The 22,428-nt window shown below is 66.8% G+C and carries 16 protein-coding genes; 6 read left to right on the plus strand and 10 right to left on the minus strand.

Annotation, left to right across the window (positions count from 1 at the left end; all coding sequences use genetic code 11):
• The first annotated feature begins 62 nt into the window (after positions 1 to 62).
• From KZX46_RS07255 to KZX46_RS07270, 4 genes are all read left to right on the plus strand, one after another.
• Positions 63 to 1,832, plus strand: a complete 1,770-nt coding sequence (locus KZX46_RS07255; RefSeq protein WP_219776040.1) for an alpha-amylase family glycosyl hydrolase — start codon at positions 63 to 65, stop codon at positions 1,830 to 1,832.
• A complete protein-coding gene (locus tag KZX46_RS07260) occupies positions 1,829 to 2,728 on the plus strand; it encodes an ROK family protein (RefSeq protein WP_219776041.1) in 900 nt (299 codons plus the stop codon). Before KZX46_RS07255 ends, KZX46_RS07260 begins: the two co-directional genes overlap by 4 nt.
• A 232-nt stretch (positions 2,729 to 2,960) precedes the next feature.
• Positions 2,961 to 5,204 carry a TonB-dependent receptor gene (locus KZX46_RS07265; protein WP_219776042.1) on the plus strand — a complete coding sequence of 748 codons (2,244 nt, stop codon included), beginning with the start codon at positions 2,961 to 2,963 and terminating at the stop codon, positions 5,202 to 5,204.
• A gap of 2 nt (positions 5,205 to 5,206) precedes the next feature.
• The gene (locus KZX46_RS07270; protein ID WP_219776043.1) at positions 5,207 to 6,931 is read left to right on the plus strand and encodes a tannase/feruloyl esterase family alpha/beta hydrolase; all 1,725 of its coding nucleotides are present in this window, start codon (positions 5,207 to 5,209) and stop codon (positions 6,929 to 6,931) included.
• A 13-nt stretch (positions 6,932 to 6,944) separates the two neighbouring features.
• On the opposite strand, the gene KZX46_RS07275 is transcribed toward KZX46_RS07270, so the two are convergent.
• The 7 genes from KZX46_RS07275 to KZX46_RS07305 form a co-directional block, all read right to left on the minus strand.
• On the minus strand, positions 6,945 to 7,397 hold the full coding sequence (locus KZX46_RS07275) for a MarR family winged helix-turn-helix transcriptional regulator (RefSeq protein ID WP_226896150.1): 453 nt from the start codon (positions 7,395 to 7,397) through the stop codon (positions 6,945 to 6,947).
• Between the two features lie 175 nt (positions 7,398 to 7,572).
• Complete coding sequence (locus tag KZX46_RS07280) at positions 7,573 to 8,934, minus strand: MmgE/PrpD family protein (RefSeq protein ID WP_226896151.1); 1,362 nt, start codon at positions 8,932 to 8,934, stop codon at positions 7,573 to 7,575.
• The gene (locus KZX46_RS07285) at positions 8,934 to 10,478 is read right to left on the minus strand and encodes a tannase/feruloyl esterase family alpha/beta hydrolase (protein WP_219776044.1); all 1,545 of its coding nucleotides are present in this window, start codon (positions 10,476 to 10,478) and stop codon (positions 8,934 to 8,936) included. The genes KZX46_RS07280 and KZX46_RS07285 overlap by 1 nt, the downstream gene beginning before the upstream one ends.
• On the minus strand, positions 10,478 to 13,102 hold the full coding sequence (locus KZX46_RS07290) for a TonB-dependent receptor domain-containing protein (RefSeq protein ID WP_226896152.1): 2,625 nt from the start codon (positions 13,100 to 13,102) through the stop codon (positions 10,478 to 10,480). Before KZX46_RS07290 ends, KZX46_RS07285 begins: the two co-directional genes overlap by 1 nt.
• Positions 13,103 to 13,221: 119 nt before the next feature.
• Positions 13,222 to 14,250: a hypothetical protein gene (locus KZX46_RS07295; RefSeq protein ID WP_219776046.1), complete on the minus strand. Its 1,029-nt coding sequence runs from the start codon at positions 14,248 to 14,250 to the stop codon at positions 13,222 to 13,224.
• Complete coding sequence (locus tag KZX46_RS07300) at positions 14,247 to 15,368, minus strand: CapA family protein (RefSeq protein WP_219776047.1); 1,122 nt, start codon at positions 15,366 to 15,368, stop codon at positions 14,247 to 14,249. The genes KZX46_RS07295 and KZX46_RS07300 overlap by 4 nt, the downstream gene beginning before the upstream one ends.
• The gene (locus KZX46_RS07305) at positions 15,365 to 16,543 is read right to left on the minus strand and encodes a cytochrome P450 (RefSeq protein ID WP_219776048.1); all 1,179 of its coding nucleotides are present in this window, start codon (positions 16,541 to 16,543) and stop codon (positions 15,365 to 15,367) included. Before KZX46_RS07305 ends, KZX46_RS07300 begins: the two co-directional genes overlap by 4 nt.
• A 108-nt stretch (positions 16,544 to 16,651) precedes the next feature.
• Between KZX46_RS07305 and KZX46_RS07310 the strand changes: the two genes are divergently transcribed.
• On the plus strand, positions 16,652 to 17,635 hold the full coding sequence (locus KZX46_RS07310; protein WP_226896153.1) for a LacI family DNA-binding transcriptional regulator: 984 nt from the start codon (positions 16,652 to 16,654) through the stop codon (positions 17,633 to 17,635).
• Between the two features lie 62 nt (positions 17,636 to 17,697).
• The gene (locus KZX46_RS07315) at positions 17,698 to 18,660 is read left to right on the plus strand and encodes a hypothetical protein (RefSeq protein ID WP_226896154.1); all 963 of its coding nucleotides are present in this window, start codon (positions 17,698 to 17,700) and stop codon (positions 18,658 to 18,660) included.
• A gap of 15 nt (positions 18,661 to 18,675) precedes the next feature.
• On the opposite strand, the gene KZX46_RS07320 is transcribed toward KZX46_RS07315, so the two are convergent.
• Genes KZX46_RS07320 through KZX46_RS07330 form a run of 3 tightly spaced genes read right to left on the minus strand, consistent with a single transcriptional unit; the run spans position 18,676 to position 22,373 of the window.
• Positions 18,676 to 20,001: an alpha/beta hydrolase gene (locus tag KZX46_RS07320; RefSeq protein WP_219776050.1), complete on the minus strand. Its 1,326-nt coding sequence runs from the start codon at positions 19,999 to 20,001 to the stop codon at positions 18,676 to 18,678.
• Between the two features lie 57 nt (positions 20,002 to 20,058).
• Positions 20,059 to 20,895, minus strand: a complete 837-nt coding sequence (locus KZX46_RS07325) for a p-hydroxycinnamoyl CoA hydratase/lyase (protein WP_219776051.1) — start codon at positions 20,893 to 20,895, stop codon at positions 20,059 to 20,061.
• 29 nt (positions 20,896 to 20,924) lie between these two features.
• The gene (locus KZX46_RS07330; RefSeq protein ID WP_219776052.1) at positions 20,925 to 22,373 is read right to left on the minus strand and encodes an aldehyde dehydrogenase; all 1,449 of its coding nucleotides are present in this window, start codon (positions 22,371 to 22,373) and stop codon (positions 20,925 to 20,927) included.
• Positions 22,374 to 22,428: the final 55 nt, after the last annotated feature.

Below are 22,428 nucleotides of genomic sequence, written 5' to 3' on the forward strand. Positions count from 1 at the left end.
ACCGATTGCATTTGCCGGCTCGCGCGCTGCACGACCACCTGACCGGGGACTCCGAAGACATCATGGAAAGGGAAACCGATCGGGCGCGCCGAGCCCTCGCGACCTGCCTCGAACGAATTTACGGCGACAACGCGGGAGCGGTGTTCGCCAGGGCAGACGACCTGCTCGATCGCGCGGTCGCCGGTCGCGCCGCCGACCTTCAGGCACTCGATCGTTGCCGATCGGCGGATGCCGGCTGGGCGGCGCGATCTGGGGAAACCGTGTACGCCTTTTATGTCGGGCAATTTGCCGGGACGCTGGCGGGCGTCGTCGACAGGCTCGACTATCTGCAATCGCTCGGCATTCGCTGGCTGCATCCGTTGCCGCTGCTCAAGGCACGGCCGGGCGAGAGCGACGGCGGCTTCGCGGTCGCCGACTATCGCGAAGTCGAACCGCGGCTCGGTGATCTGGCAGCACTCGAACGTCTCGCCGCCGAATTGCGCCAGCGCGACATGGGGCTGATCCTCGACATCGTCTGCAATCACACCGCGCGCGAGCACGACTGGGCCGAGCGGGCACGCGCTGGCGATCCGCATTACCGCGCTTATTATCACGTCGTCGACGGCGCGGACGTCGCGGGATGGGATGCGGCCCTCGTCGACGTGTTCCCCGATACTGCACCGGGCAATTTCACCTACGACGCGGCGATGGCCGACTGGGTGTGGACGACCTTCTATCCGTATCAATGGGATCTCAACTACGCCAACCCCGCGGTCTTCCTCGAGATGCTCGATGTGCTGCTGTTCCACGCGAACCGCGGGGTGCAGGGCTTCCGCCTCGATAGCGCGCCGTTCCTGTGGAAGCGCGCGGGCACCACCTGCCGCAACCAGCCCGAAGCCTACGCAATCGTCGCCGCCTTCCGCGCTGCGCTCGATATCGCGGCGCCGAGCGTCGTCCTGCTCACCGAAGCAATCGAGAGCCCCGAGGACGTGACGCCGTTCTTCGGCGAAGGTGACACGAAAGGGAGCGACCTCGCGTACAATAACGGCGTGATGACCGCCTTGTGGGGCGCGCTGGCCGATCAGGACGCGATGATCGCGCGGACGATGATCGCTGCAGCGGCGGAGCGGCCGGACCACGCGGCATGGCTCAATTACGTCCGCTGCCACGACGATTTGATCTGGAACGCGCTCGCGGGACATGCGTCGCCAGCCGACCTGCAGCGCTGGTCGGACTTTTACGGCGGCGACGGTTTTTCGGGGGGACAGGCATTTCAGACCGTGCCGGGCGGGGTGCCATCGACCAATGGGATGACGGCGGCGCTGGTTGGGCTGGGGCGCCCCGATGTCGATCAGGGCGAGGCCCTTGCGCGGCTCAAGCTTCTGTATGCGACGATCCACGCGCTCGACGGCTGGCCGATGATCTACATGGGCGATGAGGTCGCGCTCGGTAACGACGTGACTTACCGCAACGATCTTGCGCGATGCCACGAAGGACGATGGCTCCAGCGACCGGCGATGGACTGGAGCCGGGCGTCAGCGACTGAGGCTCCAGAAGGACAAATGCGCGATGCAATTCGCATTTACGGTGCGGCGGCGCGCGCGCTGAACGCGCTCGGCGTTGCAGGCCGGGCGGTGCCGCTGGCGCTCGATTGCGCCGCTGTCCTCGGCTTTGTCCGCGACGATGGGCGCCGGTTCCTTTGCCTCGCCAATTTGTCGGCGGAGGCGCAGACAGTGCGGTGTCCGCGAGGCTGGGATGAAACTGGATCCGATGTGCTGACAAACCGGGTGATCCCGGCGGGTCCGGTCGACCTTGCGCCGTTTGAGGTCCTGTGGCGGCTCGCCGATCAATGAGCCGATACGCAGGCGTCGAAATCGGCGGGACCAAGGTCTTCGTCGCCTTCGGAAGCGGTCCGGACGACCTGAGTCCGCCGGTGCGAATCGCGACCACGACCCCGGAGCAGACGCTTTCTGCAATTGCAGACTTGGTCGCCCGGGAAATTGACTCAGCAGGCGTCGACGCGATCGGCGTCGCGAGTTTCGGCCCATTGCGCGTCGACCCCGCCGCGCCCGACTACGGCCATATGCTGCGAACGCCCAAGCCCGGCTGGTCGGGGACCGATCTGCTCGCACCACTGCGGGCGCTGGGGCTGCCGATTGCGCTCGATACCGATGTCGCGGGCGCGGCGCTTGGCGAAGGAACATGGGGATCGTGCCGCGGAATGCAGGACTACGCCTATGTTACGGTCGGGACTGGCGTCGGGGTTGGGATCATGGTCGCGGGTCGCCCAGTTCACGGCCGCCTCCACCCCGAGGCTGGACACCTGCTGGTCCGGCGCGACCCGGCTATCGACCCCTTTCCCGGTATCTGCCCGTTCCATGGTGACTGCCTCGAAGGGCTGATCAGCGGCCCGGCGATCGAGCGGCGGATGGGTCGACCGGGTGCTGACGTTTCGCCCGATCATCCGGTCTGGGAGCTGATCGCCGATTACCTCGCGCAGCTGGCGGCGACGCTGTGCTACGTCGCTGCACCCCAGCGCATCGTCCTCGGCGGCGGTGTCGGTCAGAACCCGCACGTGTTTGCCCACCTGCAAGCGCGCCTTTCCCGCCAACTCGCGGGCTATCTGCCAGATCTCGATGACCCCGCAGCGCTCGCCAGCCTATTGGTTCCCCCCGCACTCGGTGATCGGTCGGGCGTGCTCGGGGCGGTGGCTCTTGCCATCCAAGCGCAAGCACGAAGCGAGCGGTAGACGGCCGCCGCGAGCCTCGCGACGAACTTTGAGCAGTGATCGTCCCGGCCTGCGACACAAAAGCTATGTCTGAAAACAATCCATTGCCGACGTCTTTTTGGCGCGTTATCCTGACGTCAACGATCAGGCAAAAGCCTGGCGGCAGGGGGCGATTTCAGCGGCCGACGACTCCGGCACCGAGGCTCCCCCGGCATCTTTACTTTGATGCTTTTGATTTTGGGGAGATCTTGCGATGCGCCAACGCCTGTTCGAGTCGACCGCTTTCCTGTTGATAGCTGCCGCGCCGGTGGCCGCCTGGGGTCAATCCGCCGGAACCGCTGCGCCCCCGGGAGCCGAGCCGAGCCCGGCGGGAAGCGCGACGCCAGTGAGTACGGCGGCTGAATCGGGAGGCCTCGCCGAAATCACCGTCACCGCTCAGCGGCGCACCGAAAACCTCCAGAACGTCCCGATTGCAGCGACTGCGCTGTCGGGAAGTCAGCTCGAGGAGAAAGCGGTTACCCGGATCTCGGACCTCCAGTTCGCCGCGCCATCGCTGTCGGTGGTCGACGCCGGCCTGACCCAGTCGGTCAACATTCGCGGCATCGGCATCGCGAGCGGATCGCCCGCCGTTGCGAACGGCGTCGCGGTCTACATTAATGGCGTCTTCCAGCCGCCCCTGCTGACGACGTCGAGCTTCTACGACATCGGCAGCATCGAAGTGCTGCGCGGGCCGCAAGGGACATTGGTCGGATCGAACTCGACCGGCGGCGCGATTTTCATCAATTCGGCGGCGCCCGAACTGGACCGGGTCGGCGGCTTCCTCCAAGGCGCGCTCGGCAATTACAGCAGCGCTGCGGCGCAGGGCGCGATCAACGTGCCGCTGACCGACAATCTGGCGATCCGCGCGGCGGGGAACTACGAGCGCCACGACAGCTATTTCAACGATATCGGCACGTACCACAACCACCCGAACCGCCTCGACGAGAAGGCGGGCCGCCTCGGCGTGCTGTGGACTCCGGGAAACCTGCACGCGCTCGGCCATGTCGAGTGGATCGACAAGCAGACCGGGGGCTATGCCTATCGTCCGTTGCCGGGAACGCCGTACGGTGCCGGTGCGATCGGTGACATCCGCACGCTCGACCATGATGCGCCGACCTCGAACTACGAGCGTGGCTTTCTCGCCGATCTCGAACTGCGCTATCAACTCGCTGACGGCATCACCATCCGCTCGATGACAGGGTACACCAGCAAGCGGGTCACCAACCTCTACGATACCGACGGCACGGCGCTGAATACGGCGGCGACGCCGGCCCAAACCGAGGACCAGTTCGTCCGCGAACGCGAGGTGTCGCAGGAGATCAACCTGCTGTCACCGACGACGGGCCGCTTCAACTGGATCCTCGGCGGTTATTTCCAGCACAACATTATCAACGTCCGCATCCTAAATCACACCGGTGCTCCGGTCGATCCGACCCACATCGTCATCAACGACTACAAGACGACCGTCGGTGCGTTCGCGCAGGCGGGGTACAAGATCACCGACCGGGTCGAGTTCCAGCTCGGCGCGCGCTATTCGCATTACGCGGTGACACAGGATGGCGGGGTCGCGATCGGCTATGGCACCATCTTCGGCCCGACCGGGCTGACCGTGGCGAACCTTGGGAGCAACCACAAGGACGGCCGCCTCACCGGCAAGGCCAACGTCAACTTCCAGGTCGACGACGACAATCTCGTCTATGCCTTCGTCGCGCGCGGCTACAAGCCCGGCGGGGCGAACTCGTCGGTCTCGCAGTTCAGGCCGGAGACTGTTTGGGATTACGAAACCGGCTGGAAGTCGACGATGCTTGACAAGCATCTGCGGACCCAGCTCGGCGCGTTTTACATGAATTACAACGACTTCCAGTTTGATTTCGTCGACACGAGCACCGGCCAGAGCGGCGTGGTCAATGTCGCGAGCGCGAAAATCTACGGCGTCGAGGGACAGGTCCAAGCCAAATATGCCGGGTTCGATGTCGATGCGGGCTTCGCCTATGTTCATTCGAAGCTCGGCAGCCTGACCGCAGTCAATTCGCGGCTGATTCCGCCGGGAACGACGCTCGGGCCGCAGTGCGGGGCGATCCCGACCGCCGGCTGCACCAACTACGGGCCCTATTTCCAGCAGGCCGGCGGCGGGCCGAACCTGTTCTCGCCGAAGTGGAGCTACAACGTCGGCATCGACTACGAGATCGCGATCAAGGACGGCGTAAGCCTGACTCCGCGACTCAACTATGCCTTTGTCGGTTCGCAGTACGCCGGATATTTCTACACTCAACAGTTCGACACATTGCGCTCGCGCGGGCTGCTGTCGGCGCTCGTGACGTTGCGCGTCAAGAAGTGGACGCTTGAAGGATACGGCACGAACCTGACGAACAAGACCTATGTCAGCGGCATCACCGGGAATAATCAGTTCTACGGGCCGCCGCGTGAATATGGTGTCCGCGTCGCGGTGAGGTTCTGATTATGCCCAAGATCAAGGCGATGCTCCTCGTCGCCGGTTCGGTAATGGCGGCTTCTCTCGCCGGATCCGTCCAGGCGGCAGAGCCGGCGGATCGCTGCGCCGCGCTCGTACAGTCCGGCTGGGTCGCTTGGCCCGATCCGACGACGCGCATCATCAGCGCGGTGGGGCATGACGCAGAGGCGGCGCCAGCCCCGCGCCTGCCACCCGGCGTCCCGCCGATGCCCGCGCTCGAGCTGCCGGCGCATTGCGACGTGATCGCGACGATGCACGAACGCACCGGCGCCGACGGCCAGCATTATGCGATTCGCTTCCACCTGCGCCTGCCCGACAGCTGGAACGGCAAGTTCTTCATGCAGGGCGGTGGCGGCACCAACGGCGAGCTCGGCGACGCGATCGGACGCCTCAGTGGCGGGGCCGCGCCCGCGCTGGTCCAGGGCTATGCTGTCATGTCGCAGGATTCGGGACACGACAATGCGACCAACACCGTTCCGGCGCGCGGGGGCGTCTCGGCGTTCGGTCTCGATCCGCAGGCGCGCGCCGATTACGGCGGCACGTCGCTCCGCCCCACGGTCGAAGCGGCAAAGGCGCTCGTCGCCGCCTTCTACCAGCGCCCGCCGCAGAAGAGCTATTTCGTCGGCTGCTCGAAGGGCGGGCAGGAGGGGATGATGCTGGCAACGCGCTATCCCGATCTGTTCGACGGGATCGTGGCGGCTGCCCCCGGCTTCGCACTGCCGCGGGCGGCGCTGGCCGAGGCTTGGGACACGCAGGCGCTGGCTGGTGTCGTGCGGGCAAAAGGCGAGCCGGTGACGCTGGCATCGTTGGCCGGTACTTTCTCCGCCGCTGACGGGCAGCTCGTCCGTCGGGCCGTGCTCGCGGCATGCGACAAGGCCGACGGCGTAGTCGATGGGATCATCGCCGATTATACCCGCTGCACCTCCGAGCGCGTGCTGCCCGAGTTGGCGAAGATCACCTGTGCTGGAGGTAAGCAGGACTCGTGCCTGACACCGGCGCAAATCACCGCGCTACGCAAGATTCACGATGGCGCGCGCGATCCGAAGGGCAAGCCGATCTATTCGGGTTTCTACTGGGATGCGGGCTGGGGCGACGACGGCTGGCGGGTGTGGAAGACGGGAGCCGGGCCGGTGCCCTCGATCAACGTCGCGATGGGTAGTCCTTCGCTCGGCGCAGTGTTTACGACTCCGCCGACGCCTCTGCCTGAGGATAATCAGGCGAAGCTCGACTATTTGCTGCACGCTGACATGAACGCCGAAGCCGCGAAGATCTACGCGACCGGTAACGGCTTCACGCGCTCGGCATGGCAGGACATCGGCTCGCGCTCTGCCGACCTGTCGGCGTTCCAGAAGCGCGGCGGCAAGCTCGTCGTACCGCAAGGCGTGTCCGATCCGGTCTTCTCGGTCGAGGACACGATCGCGTGGTATAAAGAGGTCGACCAGCGCGACGGTGGCGGCGCGGCGGGCTTCGTGCGGGTCTTCCCCGTGCCCGGCATGGGGCATTGCCAGGGCGGACCGGCAACCGACGGCTATGACGCGTTCGGCGCCGTGGTCGCGTGGGTCGAGCATGCCAAGGCACCCGAGAGCCTGATCGCGACGGCCAACCCGCGCTCGCCGTGGCCCGGACGCACGCGGCCGCTCTGTGCCTTCCCCAAGGTCGCGCGATACGACGGGACCGGAGATGTGGAGAAGGCTGCGAGCTTCACCTGCTCGTGAGAGCGGGCCGGCCCTAAGCGCCGACGGCGGCGATCCGGTCGAGCAGGACGATCAATTGTTCGCGTTCGTGCGCGTCGAGGTGCGCCAGCATTGCTTCCTCGTGCGGAACGATGTGCGTGATGCAATCCGCGAGGGCGGCCTCGCCAGCGGTGGTCAGCGAGAGCGAAACGACGCGGCGATCGCCCACCGAGCCATTCCTTGCGACGAGGTCGCGGTCGACCAGCTCGTTGATCAGCGTCACCATGTTGGCACGCTGGATTCCGAGCGCGCGACCGACCGTGCCCTGGTTCATGCCCGGATTCGCGGCAATCACCGACATGATCCCGAATTGGACCTGCCGGATCTTCGTCGTTTGCATAGCGTTTGCGAAGTTCGCGGCGAAGGCAACCGCGGCGCGCCGAAGGTGATAGCCGGCAAAATTACCCAGGGCGCCAAGGTCGACAGGGCTCTCTAAGTCGTCACTCAATTGCATCTCGCTTCGTCATCTGGCCGCCGATCCGCAGGGTGGCGATCGACATGGATCGAAGCTGGGGTTGCCCCGGTCCGATCGGTCTTCTGCGCCCCTGTACTTGCGGAGTGCAGTTGTATCCAAGCTGTAAGTGCATGAGACCAGCGTGGCGGCGAACAGTCGCGCGGCCGGGTCACACCGCTGGTTGGAAAAGTCCGGAGATATCGTCGCAGTCGTCGATCGTCAGCAACCTGTGCGCGAGCAGCCCCGCCGCCGCACGTGACCAGGGCACCGATGCGCGTTCAGCGCATGCCACGAACTTCTCGACCATATCGGACACCGGGATCGAACGGGTTGGATGACCGAGTGCGATCGGGACGGCGGCCTCAACTGCTCGACCGTCGTCGAATACGATCTCGACGATACCGCCGATCGCCGTAGGGATGGCGGCAGGGTCAAATCTCGCCGACATTCGTGCCGCCATGGCGAGGACGTCGGCGTTGCCGCGCGACGCGGCGTCGAAGTCGTCGAGCCCGACCTCGCCCCTGACGAGTGCCAGCGCAACGGTGAAGAAAATGCTGAACTTCGCATCGATCGACGTCGTCGGAGCCCTTTTCCGCTCGGCCGGCATGACAAGCATCTGCTGGACCTCGCCGACGACGACAGTCGCGCTGGTGATCCGCCGCCAGTCGAAGCGCGGTGCCTCGCGCAGCCGCAATGCCGCTTCGATATAGGCGTGGGTGCCGCGACACGCGGGCCAGCGTTTGAACGTCAGTTCCGCTCCGTGGAAATATGTGCCGAGCCGGTCGGTGAGCACCTGCGGATCGTAGCCGCCGCCGGCGAATATCTGAAAAAAGCCGCCCTCTCCCTCGAAGGGTGTTTCAAATCCGACGACACCGTCGCGCGCAAGCTGCGCCGAAACGACCGCCGCCTGCGCCGGGAATGCTTCACGGATCGCCCGAATCGTCGTGCTGGTGCTGTATTTGATTTCGGCGGGCGCGGTTGCCTGGCACAAGACGAGCGACAAGGCGCCGCGTGTTGCCGCAGCGTCTAGGCCGATGATCCGCGCCGTTGCCGCCGTCGCGCCGAAAGCGCCGAGGATCGGGGGCGGATACGAGCCGGTCATCGGACGCGTAAGCGACGACGCAATCCGGCATGTCAGATCGCAGCCGATCGCCATCGCGGTTAGCAGTTCGCGTCCGGTCGTCGCGCGCGTCGAGGCCAGCGCGAGCACCGCCGGCACCAACGCCGCATTCGGATGGCATGGCGCGGCGTCGAACGTGTCCTCGAAATCGAGCGCGTGTGCCAAGGCGCCATTGGCGAACGCCGCCAGCGCAGGCGATGTCCGTTCATTCCGGCCAAGCAGAGTCGCCGGACCCGTACCCGCGGCCATCGCCAGCGCAGCGAATGGCGCGGCTTCGGGACTCATCTCGCTAGCGGCAAGCATGACACCGACTGCGTCGAGCAATGCCAGCCGCGTATTGGTCAGTGCGGCAGGTGGGATCGCCTCGAAAGCCGTTTCGGCGATATGTCGGCACAGCGCGTCGCTGAGCATTATCGAGCTGTCGCGAGCAACGGATCGATGCGGCACGCGAACGACGCGGCACGGTCTTGCGGTCCGACGCCGTCATAATGGGCTGACTGCGGGAATGGGCACAATGCGCGCGTCAGGACGACGTCGCCGTGCGCGATCTTGGCGGCGACGATACGGTCGGGCGCGCGGTCGTGCTCGACCCAGTCGATCACCGCCCACAGGATATCGCGCGACGGGTTAGCGGGCGTGGAGATCTGCCCCGATCCACCGAACTCGTCGGCTCCCGGGCCGCCATGGCAGTGGTACATGCCCGGGACCATCATCAGTCGAACCGATTTCGCGAGCTCCGCCGCACCGCCCTGCGCCGCCTCCAGTTCGCGATAATAGTCGATCGTTGGCCCCGCGATTACCGACGGGTCCTGCCATCCCTGATAGATCAGCGCCTTGCCGCCGCGCTTTATGAATGGCGCGATCGCGGTACTGTCCGCGCGCAGTTCGGGCATGATCGCATTGGCCTTGTCGAGGTCGGCGGTTCGGCGAAAGCTGTTCTCGTCCCAAGCTGGATCGTCGTATACCGCATCGGCCCACATCGCGCGGAGCAAAGGCGACGGCGGTCCCGGCCGGGTGCGGACGCCGGGCAGCAGCCCATGGTCCATAATGCGTCCGGTTTCGTTGCGCATCGGTGCAACAATCTCGGTCAGCATCGCGACCTTGGCCGGCGGCAGGCAGGCGCTGGCCTGCCCGGGCGCACATGCCAGCTGGGCGGGCGTGAAATGGCAGGCGAGCGGGTTCTCGACGATGCCGTCGCGGACACCATCGTTGGCGTCGCACGCCGCGTTCGACGCCCGCTCGTAGAGATCCCAGTCGGCGTCGGTCAGCGCCGCGGCTGCATTTTGCTTCTGGAGCAACGAGAACCACATCATCCGCACCGAGATCAGCGGCATATACGGCCCGGGAGCCCCGGCGACGACGCCGTCATAGTCACCGGCATAAAGCTGCATTTCCTTGAGCGCCTGTCGCCCGCCCCCCGAACAGCCGAGGAAATAGCTCCTGTCGGGGGCCTTGGCGTAATAGTCCGCCGCAAGCGCCTTTGCCGCTAGCGCGGTCAGGTGCGTCGCCCGGTGCTCGTAGTCGACCCGCGCCTTGGGGTCGGCCATCCACCTCGCCTGGCTGGACTTATGCCCGCTGTCGGTCGTCACCGTAGCGAAGCCTTCGCCAATCCGGCGGCTCATGTCGGTGTAGTTATAGACTCCGGCGTCCCCGCCAACCCCGGCGCCCAACAAGCGCCGGTTCCACTTATCCGCGTTGGGCAGCCACAGTTCGAAGCCGATATTGCCTTCGATCGTCCCCTCGACCCGGCAGAGCGGCACTTTGACCGGAAGCGGGCGGTAGAAGCTCGTCGTGTCGGGCTGCCAGCCCGCCGGCCCGGGCTCGATCGATCGCGCTGCGGTGATGACGACCGTTCCCGGATGCGGCCCAGCGAGCGCACCACAGTCTTGCGCCGCAGCGGGAAGCGCCCACGACGCGGCGCTGGCCGCGAGCGCTGCCGCCAGCGGCCGGCGCATCAGAACTTGACCCCCGCCGTCACGCTGATGAGCCGCGGGACGGGGTTCGCCGACTGCGGATCGTAGCCGCGCGTCGTGTCGACGAACGGCGGGTTGCGATCGAACAGGTTGCGTACATCGACCGACAGGGTGAGCTGGCGCGTCACGTCGAGGCCGACGTAAAGGTCGACCGTGTCATAAGCGCTGACCGTCTGGTTCGGTGTTACCGTCGTGTTGCGATACCCCGACAGGTGGTTGACCGTGACGCGGCCATGAAGCTTGTCGAGCTTGACTCCGACATCGGCCTGCATGCGGAACTTCTGCGGGAAGTTGATCGTGTTGCTCACGTCGATCTGCGGCGCACCGGGGACCGCCCGGAACTTGTATTCGGTGAAATAACTACCCTGGACCCCGGCATCGATCTTCGCATTCCCCATCGTCCAGTCGTAGTTCAGCCCGAAATCGATGCCGCCGACGAGCGATGAGCCGAGGTTCTGGCGGCGGCCATCGACAATGAACGAGACCGCCGACGTATTGATCGCGCTGTTGATCGGCAGGCCCGAGGTGACGAGCGCGTTGACCTGCGCCGCCGTCGGGTTGAGCGTCACGAACGACGCATAGATCGGGTTGGTCAGGATGCCCGCAGTGCCGCGCAGCGCCTGGATCTGGCTCTTATAGTCGATGTGGAAATAGCTCGCCGTCGCGACGAGGCCGGGGAAGCGGACCGGCGCGATCTCGATCCCGCCCGAATAGGTCGTTGCGGTTTCGGGCTTGAGCTGCGGATTGCCGCCTGCGATGCCGATGCCGGTCAGGTTGCCGTTGGGGCCCGGCAGCGTGTCGTAATACAGCCCGGCACCGCCCGCGACGGTCGAGACCTCGGTGAAGGTCGGCGCGCGGAACGACGTGCCATAACTGCCGCGGAAGGTGACGCCGGCAATCGGCTTGTAGGTCACGCCAACCTTGGGATTCGTCGTGTCGCCGAAGTCGCTGTAATGTTCGTAGCGCCCGGCGAGCGAGAGCGACAGTTCCTGGATGCCGTCGATCGCGTTGGGGCCGGCGAAGATCGGCACGTATAACTCGCCGAACGCCGCCTTGACGTTACGCGTCCCCGCGTCGCGGATATGGGCCTGTGCCGCGCTGGTGCCGACAGTCAGGTCGGTGAAGGTGTATTCCTTGCGGTACTCCCCGCCGACCGCGACGCGGACGTTGCCGCCGGGCAGGTTGAACAGCGATCCGGCGAGCTGGACGTTGCCGACATCGAGCCGGGTGGCACCGGCGATGATGAAATAGTTGTCGTTGATGCGCCGGAGCGTCGCCGGATTGTTCGGGCCGCCGACGACGTTGAGCGCGGTGGCCGGGTTGGTGTCGGCGAGCGCGGTCGCGAGCGCTGCGGAGTTCACGCCGAGACGGCGATCGGCGATATCCTTCGACTCGCCGTGCGCATAATAGGCCGTCGCCACCCAGTCGCTGAACAGCTTGGCTTCGACGCCGCCCGACAGGTTCCACGAATAGCTGTGGTACGGATTGCGGTCTGCACCGAGCTCGGGAAGCAGCGAGTAATTTACCGTCTCGGACGTCAGACCCGGGACGGGCGAAACAAAGAAAGGATTGGTGTTGCGGACCGTCGCGGTGAACGTATCTCCCGTCCCCAGCGAGATGCCTTCGCGGTACGAGTAATATCCATCGGCGAACAGCCGGACCCGATCGCCGATTTGCTGGCTGACGTTGCCCACCAGGCTGGCGCGCTGCTGCTGGGGGATGACCGCGTCGTTGGTATTGTAGAAGCAGCGGTTGGCGGTCCCGGCGACCAGTGAACCGACATTCGCGCGCGTCACGCCGCCGGTGGGGATCGCATAGGTGCTGCCACCCGCGGTAATAGTTCCCGGATTGCAGAATGTCGTCCGCAGGTCGCGCCCGCCGCGATTGACATTATTGTCCTGGTAGAAGGGCAGGTCGCCGCCGATCAGTGCGTCGTTGCGAGTATATTCGCCCGCGAGCATCGCCGAGCCGGTCGCCCAGGTCTTGCCGACGATGCCGGCCGCCTGCTGCTCGTTATAGCCGCCTTCGGTCAGTCCGCTGCGCAGGCGGAACTCGGCGCCGTCGACCTTCTTGCGCAGGATGAAGTTGACGACTCCGGCGATCGCGTCGGATCCGTAGATCGCCGACGCGCCGTCGGCGACGACCTCGACGCGTTCGAGGGCGATCGACGGCAGGACTGCCGGATCGGTGTACTGGCCCTGCGTGCCCTGCGGCGGAAAGCGCTTGCCGTCGTACAACAGCAGCGTCGCGTTGGTGCCTATACCGCGCAGGTTGATACCCGCCCCGCTGGTCGCATTGGCTTGCCCGTTCTGTGCCGAGCCGCCGTTGCGGTTGGTCCCGAGGCCAACGACCTGCGGCAGGCGGCGGAGGAGATCGTTGGTCGAGATCACCGGCTCCTCGGCGATCTTCGCCTGGTCGATCGCGATGACGTTCGATCCGGTCGCGGTGACGCCCCGAATGCGGCTGCCGGTGACAACGATGTCGGCGTCGGCGGCGCTCGTGTCGGGGGCGCCCGCGGCGGCTGTCGCCGAGGGAGTGGCCGCGACCGCTTGGTCGCGCGGCTCGGCGGTCTGGCCGAAACCCGGTGCCGCGAAAACTAACGCCAAGGCGCTTCCGGCGATCGTTGCCGTCCGATGCGTTTGCAGAATGTGGTGCATGTCACTCCCCTTGTGCTGAGCCGGTGCGTCTCTGCGGACACTGCGGCGGTGATTCCGATGAAACGGTGTTACTGAGCTTCGGCGAGCGCTCTTCGCCCGGCGGCACCGATCCGGGGTGCGACCGACAGCAGCACGATCGCGCCGATCAGGATGACCGCGCCAATAAGTTCGGCGGAGCTGGGCATCCGCAGGCCCCAGCCCCAGGCGAGGAGGATTGATCCGGCGATGCCGGCGAGCAGGCTCGACGCGCGTTCGAGCGGAACGCAATAAGCGTTCTCGCGGACATCGAGCAGGATGATCGCCGAGAAGATCGAGATCGCCGTCAGCGTGACCGCGATCAAGGCGATCCAGACCATCACCGGATCGCTCCAGATGGTGATGAAGCCGAAGCCGAGTTCACCCGATTGGCCACCGATGCCCGATGCCGAGACCGCCGCAAGCAGCGCGACCGACAGCGGCAGCGCGACGATCTTCTCCTCGACGAAATAACGCCGGACCGACGCTGGCTCGCCGGTCTTGGCGACACGGGTCATCACCGCGAGGCGGATGAAGTAGCCGAGCGTGTAGAGGACGACGGTCAGGATCGCCAACGGCGGCAGATTGAGCCCGCCGCGCGCGTGGAGCGTGATCGCCAGCGCGAGCGCGACGAGGCCAAGCGCGGTCCAGCTCCACCACCGGACGCGGCGGCCATAGATGAGGTCGACCAGCGGCGCGATGATCAGGATGTCGCCGCGCATCAGCAGCTGGATGAACGGGATGCTGACGCCCTTGAAGGTGAACGACAGCGGCACGGTAAACAGGATCAGCGCGGTGCCGATCCCCGACAGGACGGTATAGCGGGTCGGCACCGGCAAGGTGCGCCCCGCCACCGTTACGGTATGCGCATCGCGGTACCAACCCGCCAGCCAGATGAAGAGATAGGTCAGGATCGCGTTGAGGATCAGCGAGGCCGGTAGCGTTTCGAGGCCGGTCAGCGGCGGCACGCCGGCCCCGCGGGGCAGGCTGGTGATCAGCTTGGTGATGATGACGTTGGGCAGATAAACGAGGAAATAGACGCCGACATACGCCTCGAGCGGAAAGGCGCGCCGCGCGCTCACGCCGCCAGCTCCAGCTCGACCATGTCGTTGCAGCTGCGATACCGCGCGTTGAGGCCGGCCTCGACTGTGACTGCGGTCATATAGTCGACAATCTCGGCGTGGCGCGCCGAACCGCGATCGACGAAGCGGGGGACCGCGTCGGTGCCAATGTCGAGCGGCAGGAAGCCGGCCCGGACAAGCTTGCCGTCGGCGATCTCGAGACGCGCGACCATCGACGCCCGCGCCGCGTCGGGGAAGTTGTACAGGCTGTCGAAGTCGGGCTCCCACACCTCGGCGAGGGCGCGAATTTCGTTGAAGCTCGCCGACGCCGCGTGCGCCGGGTCCATCCGCAGGTCGGTCGCGAAGTTGCACAGCGAGTAGAACACCGGCTTGCCGTCGATCACTTCGCAGCCCTTCAGGATATGCGCGTGCCCGCCGAGAATGACGTCGGCACCCGCCTCTACCGCGGCGCGGGCGACGTCGCGCTGATAGTCGGCGATGCTCGCGCGGACGAAATGGATGCCCCAGTGCTGCGAGACGATGACGATGTCGTTTGCCGCCTTGGCCGCGCGGATGTCCGCCACCATCGCCGCAAGGTCGCCGCGATGAGGGTAGGTGTGGATGCGCGGCGGCGTCCCCGGCTGATCGTGCTCGATCTGCTCGTAGACAGTGAAGGCGCGCATCGGCGCACAGCCGGGGCGGCGCTCGTCGGCCCAATACGCCTGTGGCAGGATGCTCGAATAAGCGAGGAAGGCGACCGTCGTCCCGTCGGGCAGCGTGAAGCGCGCGGGTGTCCGCGCCGCGGCGATGTCCGGACCCGCGCCGACGACCTGCATCCCCGCGTCGCGCAAGTGGCGCTGCGTCTCGGCGAAGGCTTCGTTGCCCCAGTCGAGGACGTGGTTGCCGGCGCACGAGATGACGTCGAAACCCGCGCGCCCGAGCGCTGCTGCGCCCTCTGGCCGTGCGAGGACGGCATGCCGTGCCTGCGGCAAGCGCGTCCCGTGCGCGGCGAAACTCGTCTCGAGCTGGCCGAAGACGATGTCCGCCGCCGACAGCACGTCGCGCGTCGCGACGAAGCTCTCGTCGTAATCGGCGCGGTCCATCGCGAGATCGCCGGTGGCGAGGACGATCGCGGTCAAGCGGGGGTGCCGAAGGTGATGGGCACACGCAGCGCGCCGATCTCGGGAAAGCGCGTCGGCGCAGGCTCGCCGGCGAGCGAGAATGATGGCGCGGCCTTGAGGAGCTCGTCGACCGCGACGATCAGTTCGAGCCGGGCGAGCGCGGCACCGACGCACGAATGCGGACCGCGGCCGAACGCGACAGAGTCCTTCATATTCGGCCGGTCGATGCGGAAGGTGTCGGCTTGCTCGAAAACCTCCTCGTCGCGGTTGGCCGAGGAATAGACCAGCGCGATCGGCTCGCCGGCGGGGATCGTCCGGCCGCGGATCGTGACGTCGTGGATCGCTGTCCGGGCGAAGCCGCGATACGGCGTGTAAAGGCGCAGCAGCTCGTCGATCGCGTCGGGCAGCAGTTCGGGGGCGGCGCGCAGGCGCGACTGGAGCTCCTGGTCGCGCGCGAGATGGACCGCGATCGATCCGATCATCACGCTCGGCGCGATCAGCCCGACGACGAGGACCTGCCGGATCGTGCCGACGATCATCTCGTCGGGCAGCGGCTCGCCGTCGTCGCGGGCGGCGAGCAGCGCGCTTGTGGCATCTTCGTCGACCGATAACGGCGCGGCGCGGCGGTCGGCGACGACCTGCCTCGCCATATCGTAGAGGAGCAGGCTGGTTTCCTTGGTTGTCACCAGGTCTGCCGACTGGACCGCGATATTATACTTCCGTCCGGCATCGGTCAGCGCTTCGATCGCCGCCGCGTCGAGGTTCATCCAGTGCGCGAAAATGGCGACCGGCATCGGCGCCGAATAGTCGGCGCAGACGTCGCCGCCGCCTTGCGCGACCATCGTTGCAAGCAAGCCGCGGCAGATCTCGCGCATGACCGGTTCGAGCCGGGCAACGCGCTTTTCGGTCAGCAGCGGCGCGAGCGCACGGCGGTACGGCGTATGCTCGGGCGGATCGAGGTGGAGCGGCGGGCGGCGGCCGGTGAAGGCGACTTTCGGCACGACGTTCTGCTTCGACGTCTGGAATGTCCGCCAGTCCGACGCGGCCGCGACGACATCGTCGTGCTTCATCAGCGCCCAGAAGCCGCCCCAGGTGTCGCTATGCGCGACTGGGCAGGTCTCGCGCAGCGTGCGATATTCGACCTGTGCGCTGTCGAACGTCTCGGGCTGCAGCGGGTTAAAGTCATTCGACATAACAATGCCGTACGAGGGCGTGTAAGCGCTTGCAAGCGTATTTTTGCGGTGGTCGCGTAATCTGCTCTATGCTGACCGGTGATGCAGCCCCCGTCCGACCGCGCGCGTGTGCCTCGCCTCGAAGAGGTCGCTGCTCTTGCCAATGTCTCGTCGGCGACGGTCTCGCGCTATTTCAATTCGCCGGGTATCGTTGCGCCAGCGACGGCCCAGCGGATCGAGGCGGCGATCGCGGCGACCGGCTATCTACCGAACCTGACCGCGGGCGCGCTCGCGTCGAGCCGATCGCGGCTGATCGCGGCGCTGGTTCCCGACATCGCCCAGTCGATTTTCAACGACACGATGGAAGCGATGATCGACGCGCTGTCGGTCGAGGGCAATAGCGTGATCCTCGCCCTGACCGGGACAACCGATGGCCGCCTCGGCGCGCAGATCAATGCGGCGCTGTCGCGGCGGGTCGATGCGATCATTCTGACGGGCATCGTCGCCGATGCCGCGATCCGAGCGCAGCTTCGCACCAGCCGGGTGACGGTGATCGAAACCTGGGGCCTGCCCGACGATCCGATCGACATCGCGATCGGGTTTTCGCACCGTGCGATCGGTGACGCGCTGGCCTGTTTCCTGCGGGATCGCGGATATCGGCGGCCGCACCTGATCGTGCCGCGCTCGCCGCGTGCGGAACGGCGCGCCGCCGCGTTTGCCGAGCGCTGGATCGCCGACGGCGGTGAGCCGCCGACCCGGTTCGAGGTCAACGTTCCGAGCCACTTCGGCCAGGGGCGGCTGAGCTACCGCGGTCTCGCCGATCTTGCAGTCCAGCCCGACGTCGTCGTCTGCGGCTCGGACTGGATCGCGCAGGGGCTGATCGTCGAGGCGCAGGTTGCCGGGGTTGCCGTACCCGCCCAGCTCGCGGTCACAGGTTTCGGGAATTTGCGAATGGCGGGCGACATGCGGCCGACGATTACCTCGGTCGATGTCGACGGCGCCCGCATCGCCCACGAGGTCAATCGCGTGCTGCGATTGCGCGCCGCCGGGACCAAGCTGGCCGAACGGTCGATCGACGTCGGCTTCCGCATAATCGCCCGCGAAAGCGCATGAAAGGGCTTGCATCGCTAGTGGCCTGCGAACAGTATTGCGACATAACAAGACGGAGAAACGCGATGCGGGGATGGATTCGACTGATTGTCACGTCGGCACTGGCGACGAGCGCGGCATGTGCGCAGCCGGTCCCGATCATACCGCCCGCCGACATGGCGCGGATGGCTGTGGCGCGCGCGGCGGCCGATGCGATGCCCGACACACCGGGAACCGGCCCCTACCCCGCGATCAAGACCGTCGAGCCGGGCCTGCCCGACCACGTCGTCTATCTTCCCGCCGACCCGGCCAAGCTCGGGTCGCGCAAGCTCGGTGTCCTTGTCTGGGGCAACGGCGGGTGTAGCGACGATGCCGCGAGCGCCCGGCAGCACCTCGCGGAGATCGCCAGCCACGGCTATGTCGTCATCGCACCGGGCAAAATCCTGTCGGGCCCCGGCGCGCCGCGCCGCCCCGCGCGGTCTGCTCCCGAGCCGCTCGGCATCAAGACCGACACGGCGCAGGTCGCCTCCGGGATCGACTGGGCACTCGCCGAAAACAACCGCGCGGGCAGCCCGCTCTACCATCGGATCGACCCGGCGCTGGTCGCGGTCTCCGGCCATAGCTGCGGCGGCCTGCAAGCGCTTCAGATTGCCGCTGACCCGCGCATCCATGCGGTAATCATCCATAACAGCGGCGTCTTCACCGATGGCGGCAACCCGATCGCCGGGCTCAAGGTCGACAAGATGCTGCTGAAGACGCTGCACACGCCGGTACTCTATGTCATGGGCGGCCCCGGCGACGTCGCATTTGCCAACGGCAGCGACGATTACGACAAGATCACCGTCGTTCCGGCGATGCTCGTCAGCCACGACACCGGGCATGGCGGCACCTTCGGGCTGGCGAACGGCGGCGACAACGCGCAGGTCGCGGTCGCGTGGCTCGCCTGGCAGTTGCGCCATGATCCGGCGGCGGCACATTGGTTCAAGGGCGCCGACTGCCGCCTGTGCACCGACAAGGCCTGGACGGTCCGCAAGAAGGGCATCGACTGACGCCCCGCGCCGCGTCTAGCGACAGGCCCCGTCGCGGATGCACGGGCGCAGCATCGGCGGCGGATCGTAGGCGACGAATCCGGCGGGACGGACCGGCCACCGCCCGGTATCGATGCGGGTCTCGAGCTGGTGCAGCGACGCGAGCACGGTCGGCGTCGTGAAGGTGCAATGGCCCGCATCCGCCACCCACAGGCCGCTCGTCATCCCTGGCGCGCGATGTTCCGCCGCCTCGAGATAGGCGCGCTGGAGCGACGGCGAGGTCAGCCCGTCGCCGATATTCTGCACCGCAAGCGTCGGCACCGTGGGCCGGGCGTTCGGCGTATAATGGTCGAGCATATAGCGCGTCGCGGCGGGGTCGGCGGCTACCCGCGATCCGGCATTGAGCGCGTCGAGGTCGCGGTTCAAGTCGAGACCGGCGGCGGCGTATAGTTTGGCGACAAGCGGGTGACGCCCGGAAAGCGCCAACTGCGCCCGGTAATCGACCCCGGTGTTCGACGAGAACACCCCGTGCGCGCGCTGCTCCTGATCGACCCGCGGCAGGAACGCGCCCATCGCAAACGTCTTCGCCATCTCAGCCTGCTGGGCAGCGGCGTCGTCGTCGGCGGGGCGCGGGCCGTCATGCGTCGTCCAGCCGGGCAGCCCCGCCAGCACCGCCGCCAGCGCAACGCGCGCGCGCCCCGCCGGGGTCGCCTGCGCTTCGGCCAGAACCGCCGCTACCCGGTGTGCGTTGTCGACGTCGTTGTCGACTCCGGTCAACCGGATCGCCGAGTCGGGTGCGAGCAGAGTGCGGAAGGCATACGCGCCGTCGAGCGCCATGTTCATCATTCCCACAGCGCCGCCGATCGACCCGCACATCGGCAGTGCCCCGTCGATCAGGCGACGCGGTCGCTCGGCGAGCGCGACCGTCACCAGCGCGCCCATCGAATAGCCCCAGGCGATCGTCCGCTTCGGTCGCGAAAATCGCTCGGCGAACGCCGTGATCGTCGCTTCCTGATCGGGGATCGCCGTCGCCAGCGCCCAGCCGCCCTCGGCATAGCTCGATCCCGCGAGCGCATAGCCGGCGGCGAGCAGCGCCGCGCGCGACGCCGCTGGCGCATCCTCGGCGGCGGGACGCGTCCGGGAATAGCCGTGCGACCACAAGAGCAGCGTGCCGTTCCAGTTCGGCGGCACCGTCGCGCGCCAGCTTGCGCCATCGACGAGCTCACCCGTTTCGGACCGCGCGGCGGAAGTTGCCGGTGCCTCCGCAGCCGCGACCGGAGCGGAGACGAGCAGGAGCGCGACGCCGATCAGGCCAGACGGGTGACGGCCGCGTCGGCCCCGAAGGGTGTCGGCTATCCGCATCGCGGACTCCTTTCTGCGGCGGACAGGCGGACGATCGCCCGCTCCGCGCCCGTCAACTCAGGCGCGCTGCTTGCTGGTGTCGTACGCCCCGAGGCCGGGCTTGAAGGTCTTGTCGTCGATAAACTGCTTGATGCCTTCCTTGCGGCCGTGATTGTCGTAGCTGTTCGCCGCTTCCTGCGCGCGGATGAGGTAATCCTCGGCGTCGTCGTAGCTGAGGACGCCGATGCGGCGGACCGCATCCTTAGTCGCCTTGAGCGCGACCGGGTTCTTCTTGAGCAGGACATCCGCGACCTCGGCGACCCGGTCCTTCAACGCGGCCAGGGGCAACGCCTCGTTGACCAGGCCCCATTCGGCCGCCGTCTTGCCGTCGACGTTCTCGCCCATCATCGCGTGGTACATTGCCTTGCGGAATGGCATCAGTTCGGTCGCGACCTTGGTCGCGCCGCCGCCGGGGAGAATACCCCAGTTGATCTCGGACAGGCCGAACTGCGCTTCTTCGGCGGCGAAGGCGAGGTCGCACGCGAACAAGGGGCCATAGCCGCCGCCGAAGCACCAGCCGTTGACCATCGCGATCGTCGGCTTCTGGTACCAGCGCAGGCGGCGCCACCAGCCGTAAGCCTCGCGCTGCGCGTCGCGCGTCGCGCCGAGCCCCTTCGCCTCGGTCTCGCGGAAATACTCCTTGAGGTCCATTCCGGCCGACCATGCGGTGCCTTCGCCCGACAGGACGAGCACCCCGACGTCGTCGCGGAATTCAAGTTCGGCGAGCACCGCCATCATGTCGCGGTTGAGCGTCGGCGACATGCAGTTGCGCTTGTCGGGGCGGTTGAAGCGGACCCAGGCGATGCGATCGACGACGTCGTACGCGACGGTTCCGGTGTTGCTGGTCTCGGTCATGGCGGTTCCCTGTTGTCGATTGCGATCGATCAGATCGGATAATGTCCGGGCTGCGTCTCGATCGTGATCCAGCGTAGTTCGGTGAAGCTGTCGATCCCGGCCTTGCCGCCGAAGCGGCCATAGCCCGACGCCTTGGTCCCGCCGAACGGCATCTGCGCCTCGTCGTGGACGGTCGCGCCGTTGACGTGGCAGATCCCCGACTTGATCTGACGGGCAACACGAAGTCCGCGCGCGGTGTCACGGGTGAAGACCGCCGCCGACAGGCCGTATTCGGTGTCGTTCGCCAGCACGATCGCCTCGGCTTCGTCCTGGGCGCGGGTGATGCCGACGACTGGGCCGAAGCTCTCGTCGCGGAACAGCGCCATCGCCGGGGTGACGCGGTCGACGACGTGCGCGGGCATCAGAACACCATCGCTCGCGCCGCCGATCACCAGCGTTGCACCGGCAGCGACGGCGTCGTCGATCAACCCCGCGACATGGTCGACCGTCTTGCGGTCGACCACCGCGCCGAGCGGCGCCTTGCCCTCGCGCGGATCGCCGACCGCCATCGTCGCGACCTTGGCCTTGAATCGTACGACGAAGTCGTCGGCGACCGCGTCGACGACGATGATCCGCTCGGTCGACATGCAGATCTGTCCTGAATTCATGAACGCGCCGAACGCCGCCGCCTTGACCGCCTCGTCGAGGTCGGCGTCGTCGAGGACGATCAGCGGAGCCTTGCCGCCGAGTTCGAGGAGGCACGGCTTGAGCTGCTGCGCCGCGCGCACGGCGATGATCTTCCCGACTGCGGTCGACCCGGTGAAGTTGATCCGCCGGACCGCGGGATGGTCGATCAGCGCGCCGACGATCCCGGCAGCGTCGGCGGGCGCGTTGGTGACGATGCCGACGGCGCCGTCGGGCAGCCCCGCCTCGACGAACGCCTCGACGATCAGGCTATGGGTGCGCGGGCATTGTTCGCTCGCCTTGAGGACGACGGTGTTGCCGCACGCGAGCGGGACCGCGATCGCGCGGACGCCGAGGATGATCGGCGCATTCCACGGCGCGATGCCGAGGACGACCCCGACCGGTTCGCGGAGCGCCATGGCGATGCAGCCGGGCTTGTCCGACGGGATGACCTCGCCCGAAATCTGGGTCGTCAGCGCCGCCGCCTCGCGAATCATGCCGGCGGCGAGCGCGAGGTTGAACCGCGCCCAGCCCTCGGTCGCGCCGATCTCGCCCATCATCGCGTCGACGAACTGCGGCGCGCGGGCTTCGAGCGACGTCGCCGCCTTCATCAGCAGTGCGCGACGGGCGTTGGGGCCGAGGACCGACCATGCGGCGAACGCACCCGCTGCCGCGTCGGCGGCAGCATTGGCATCGGCGACCGTCGCCGCCGGCATCGTCGTCGCGACGCTGCCATCGACGGGGTTGAGACGATCGAAGGTGGCGTGCGGAGCCTGAGCCGTGTCGTCTCGAACAACCGATGCAGCTAGAGTCATCGTCACTCCCCAATCTTATTGTTATGAGACATAGCATAGATTGTCGCGGCTGCAA

Source organism: Polymorphobacter sp. PAMC 29334, from assembly GCF_019431245.1.
Lineage (GTDB): Bacteria > Pseudomonadota > Alphaproteobacteria > Sphingomonadales > Sphingomonadaceae > Polymorphobacter_B > Polymorphobacter_B megasporae.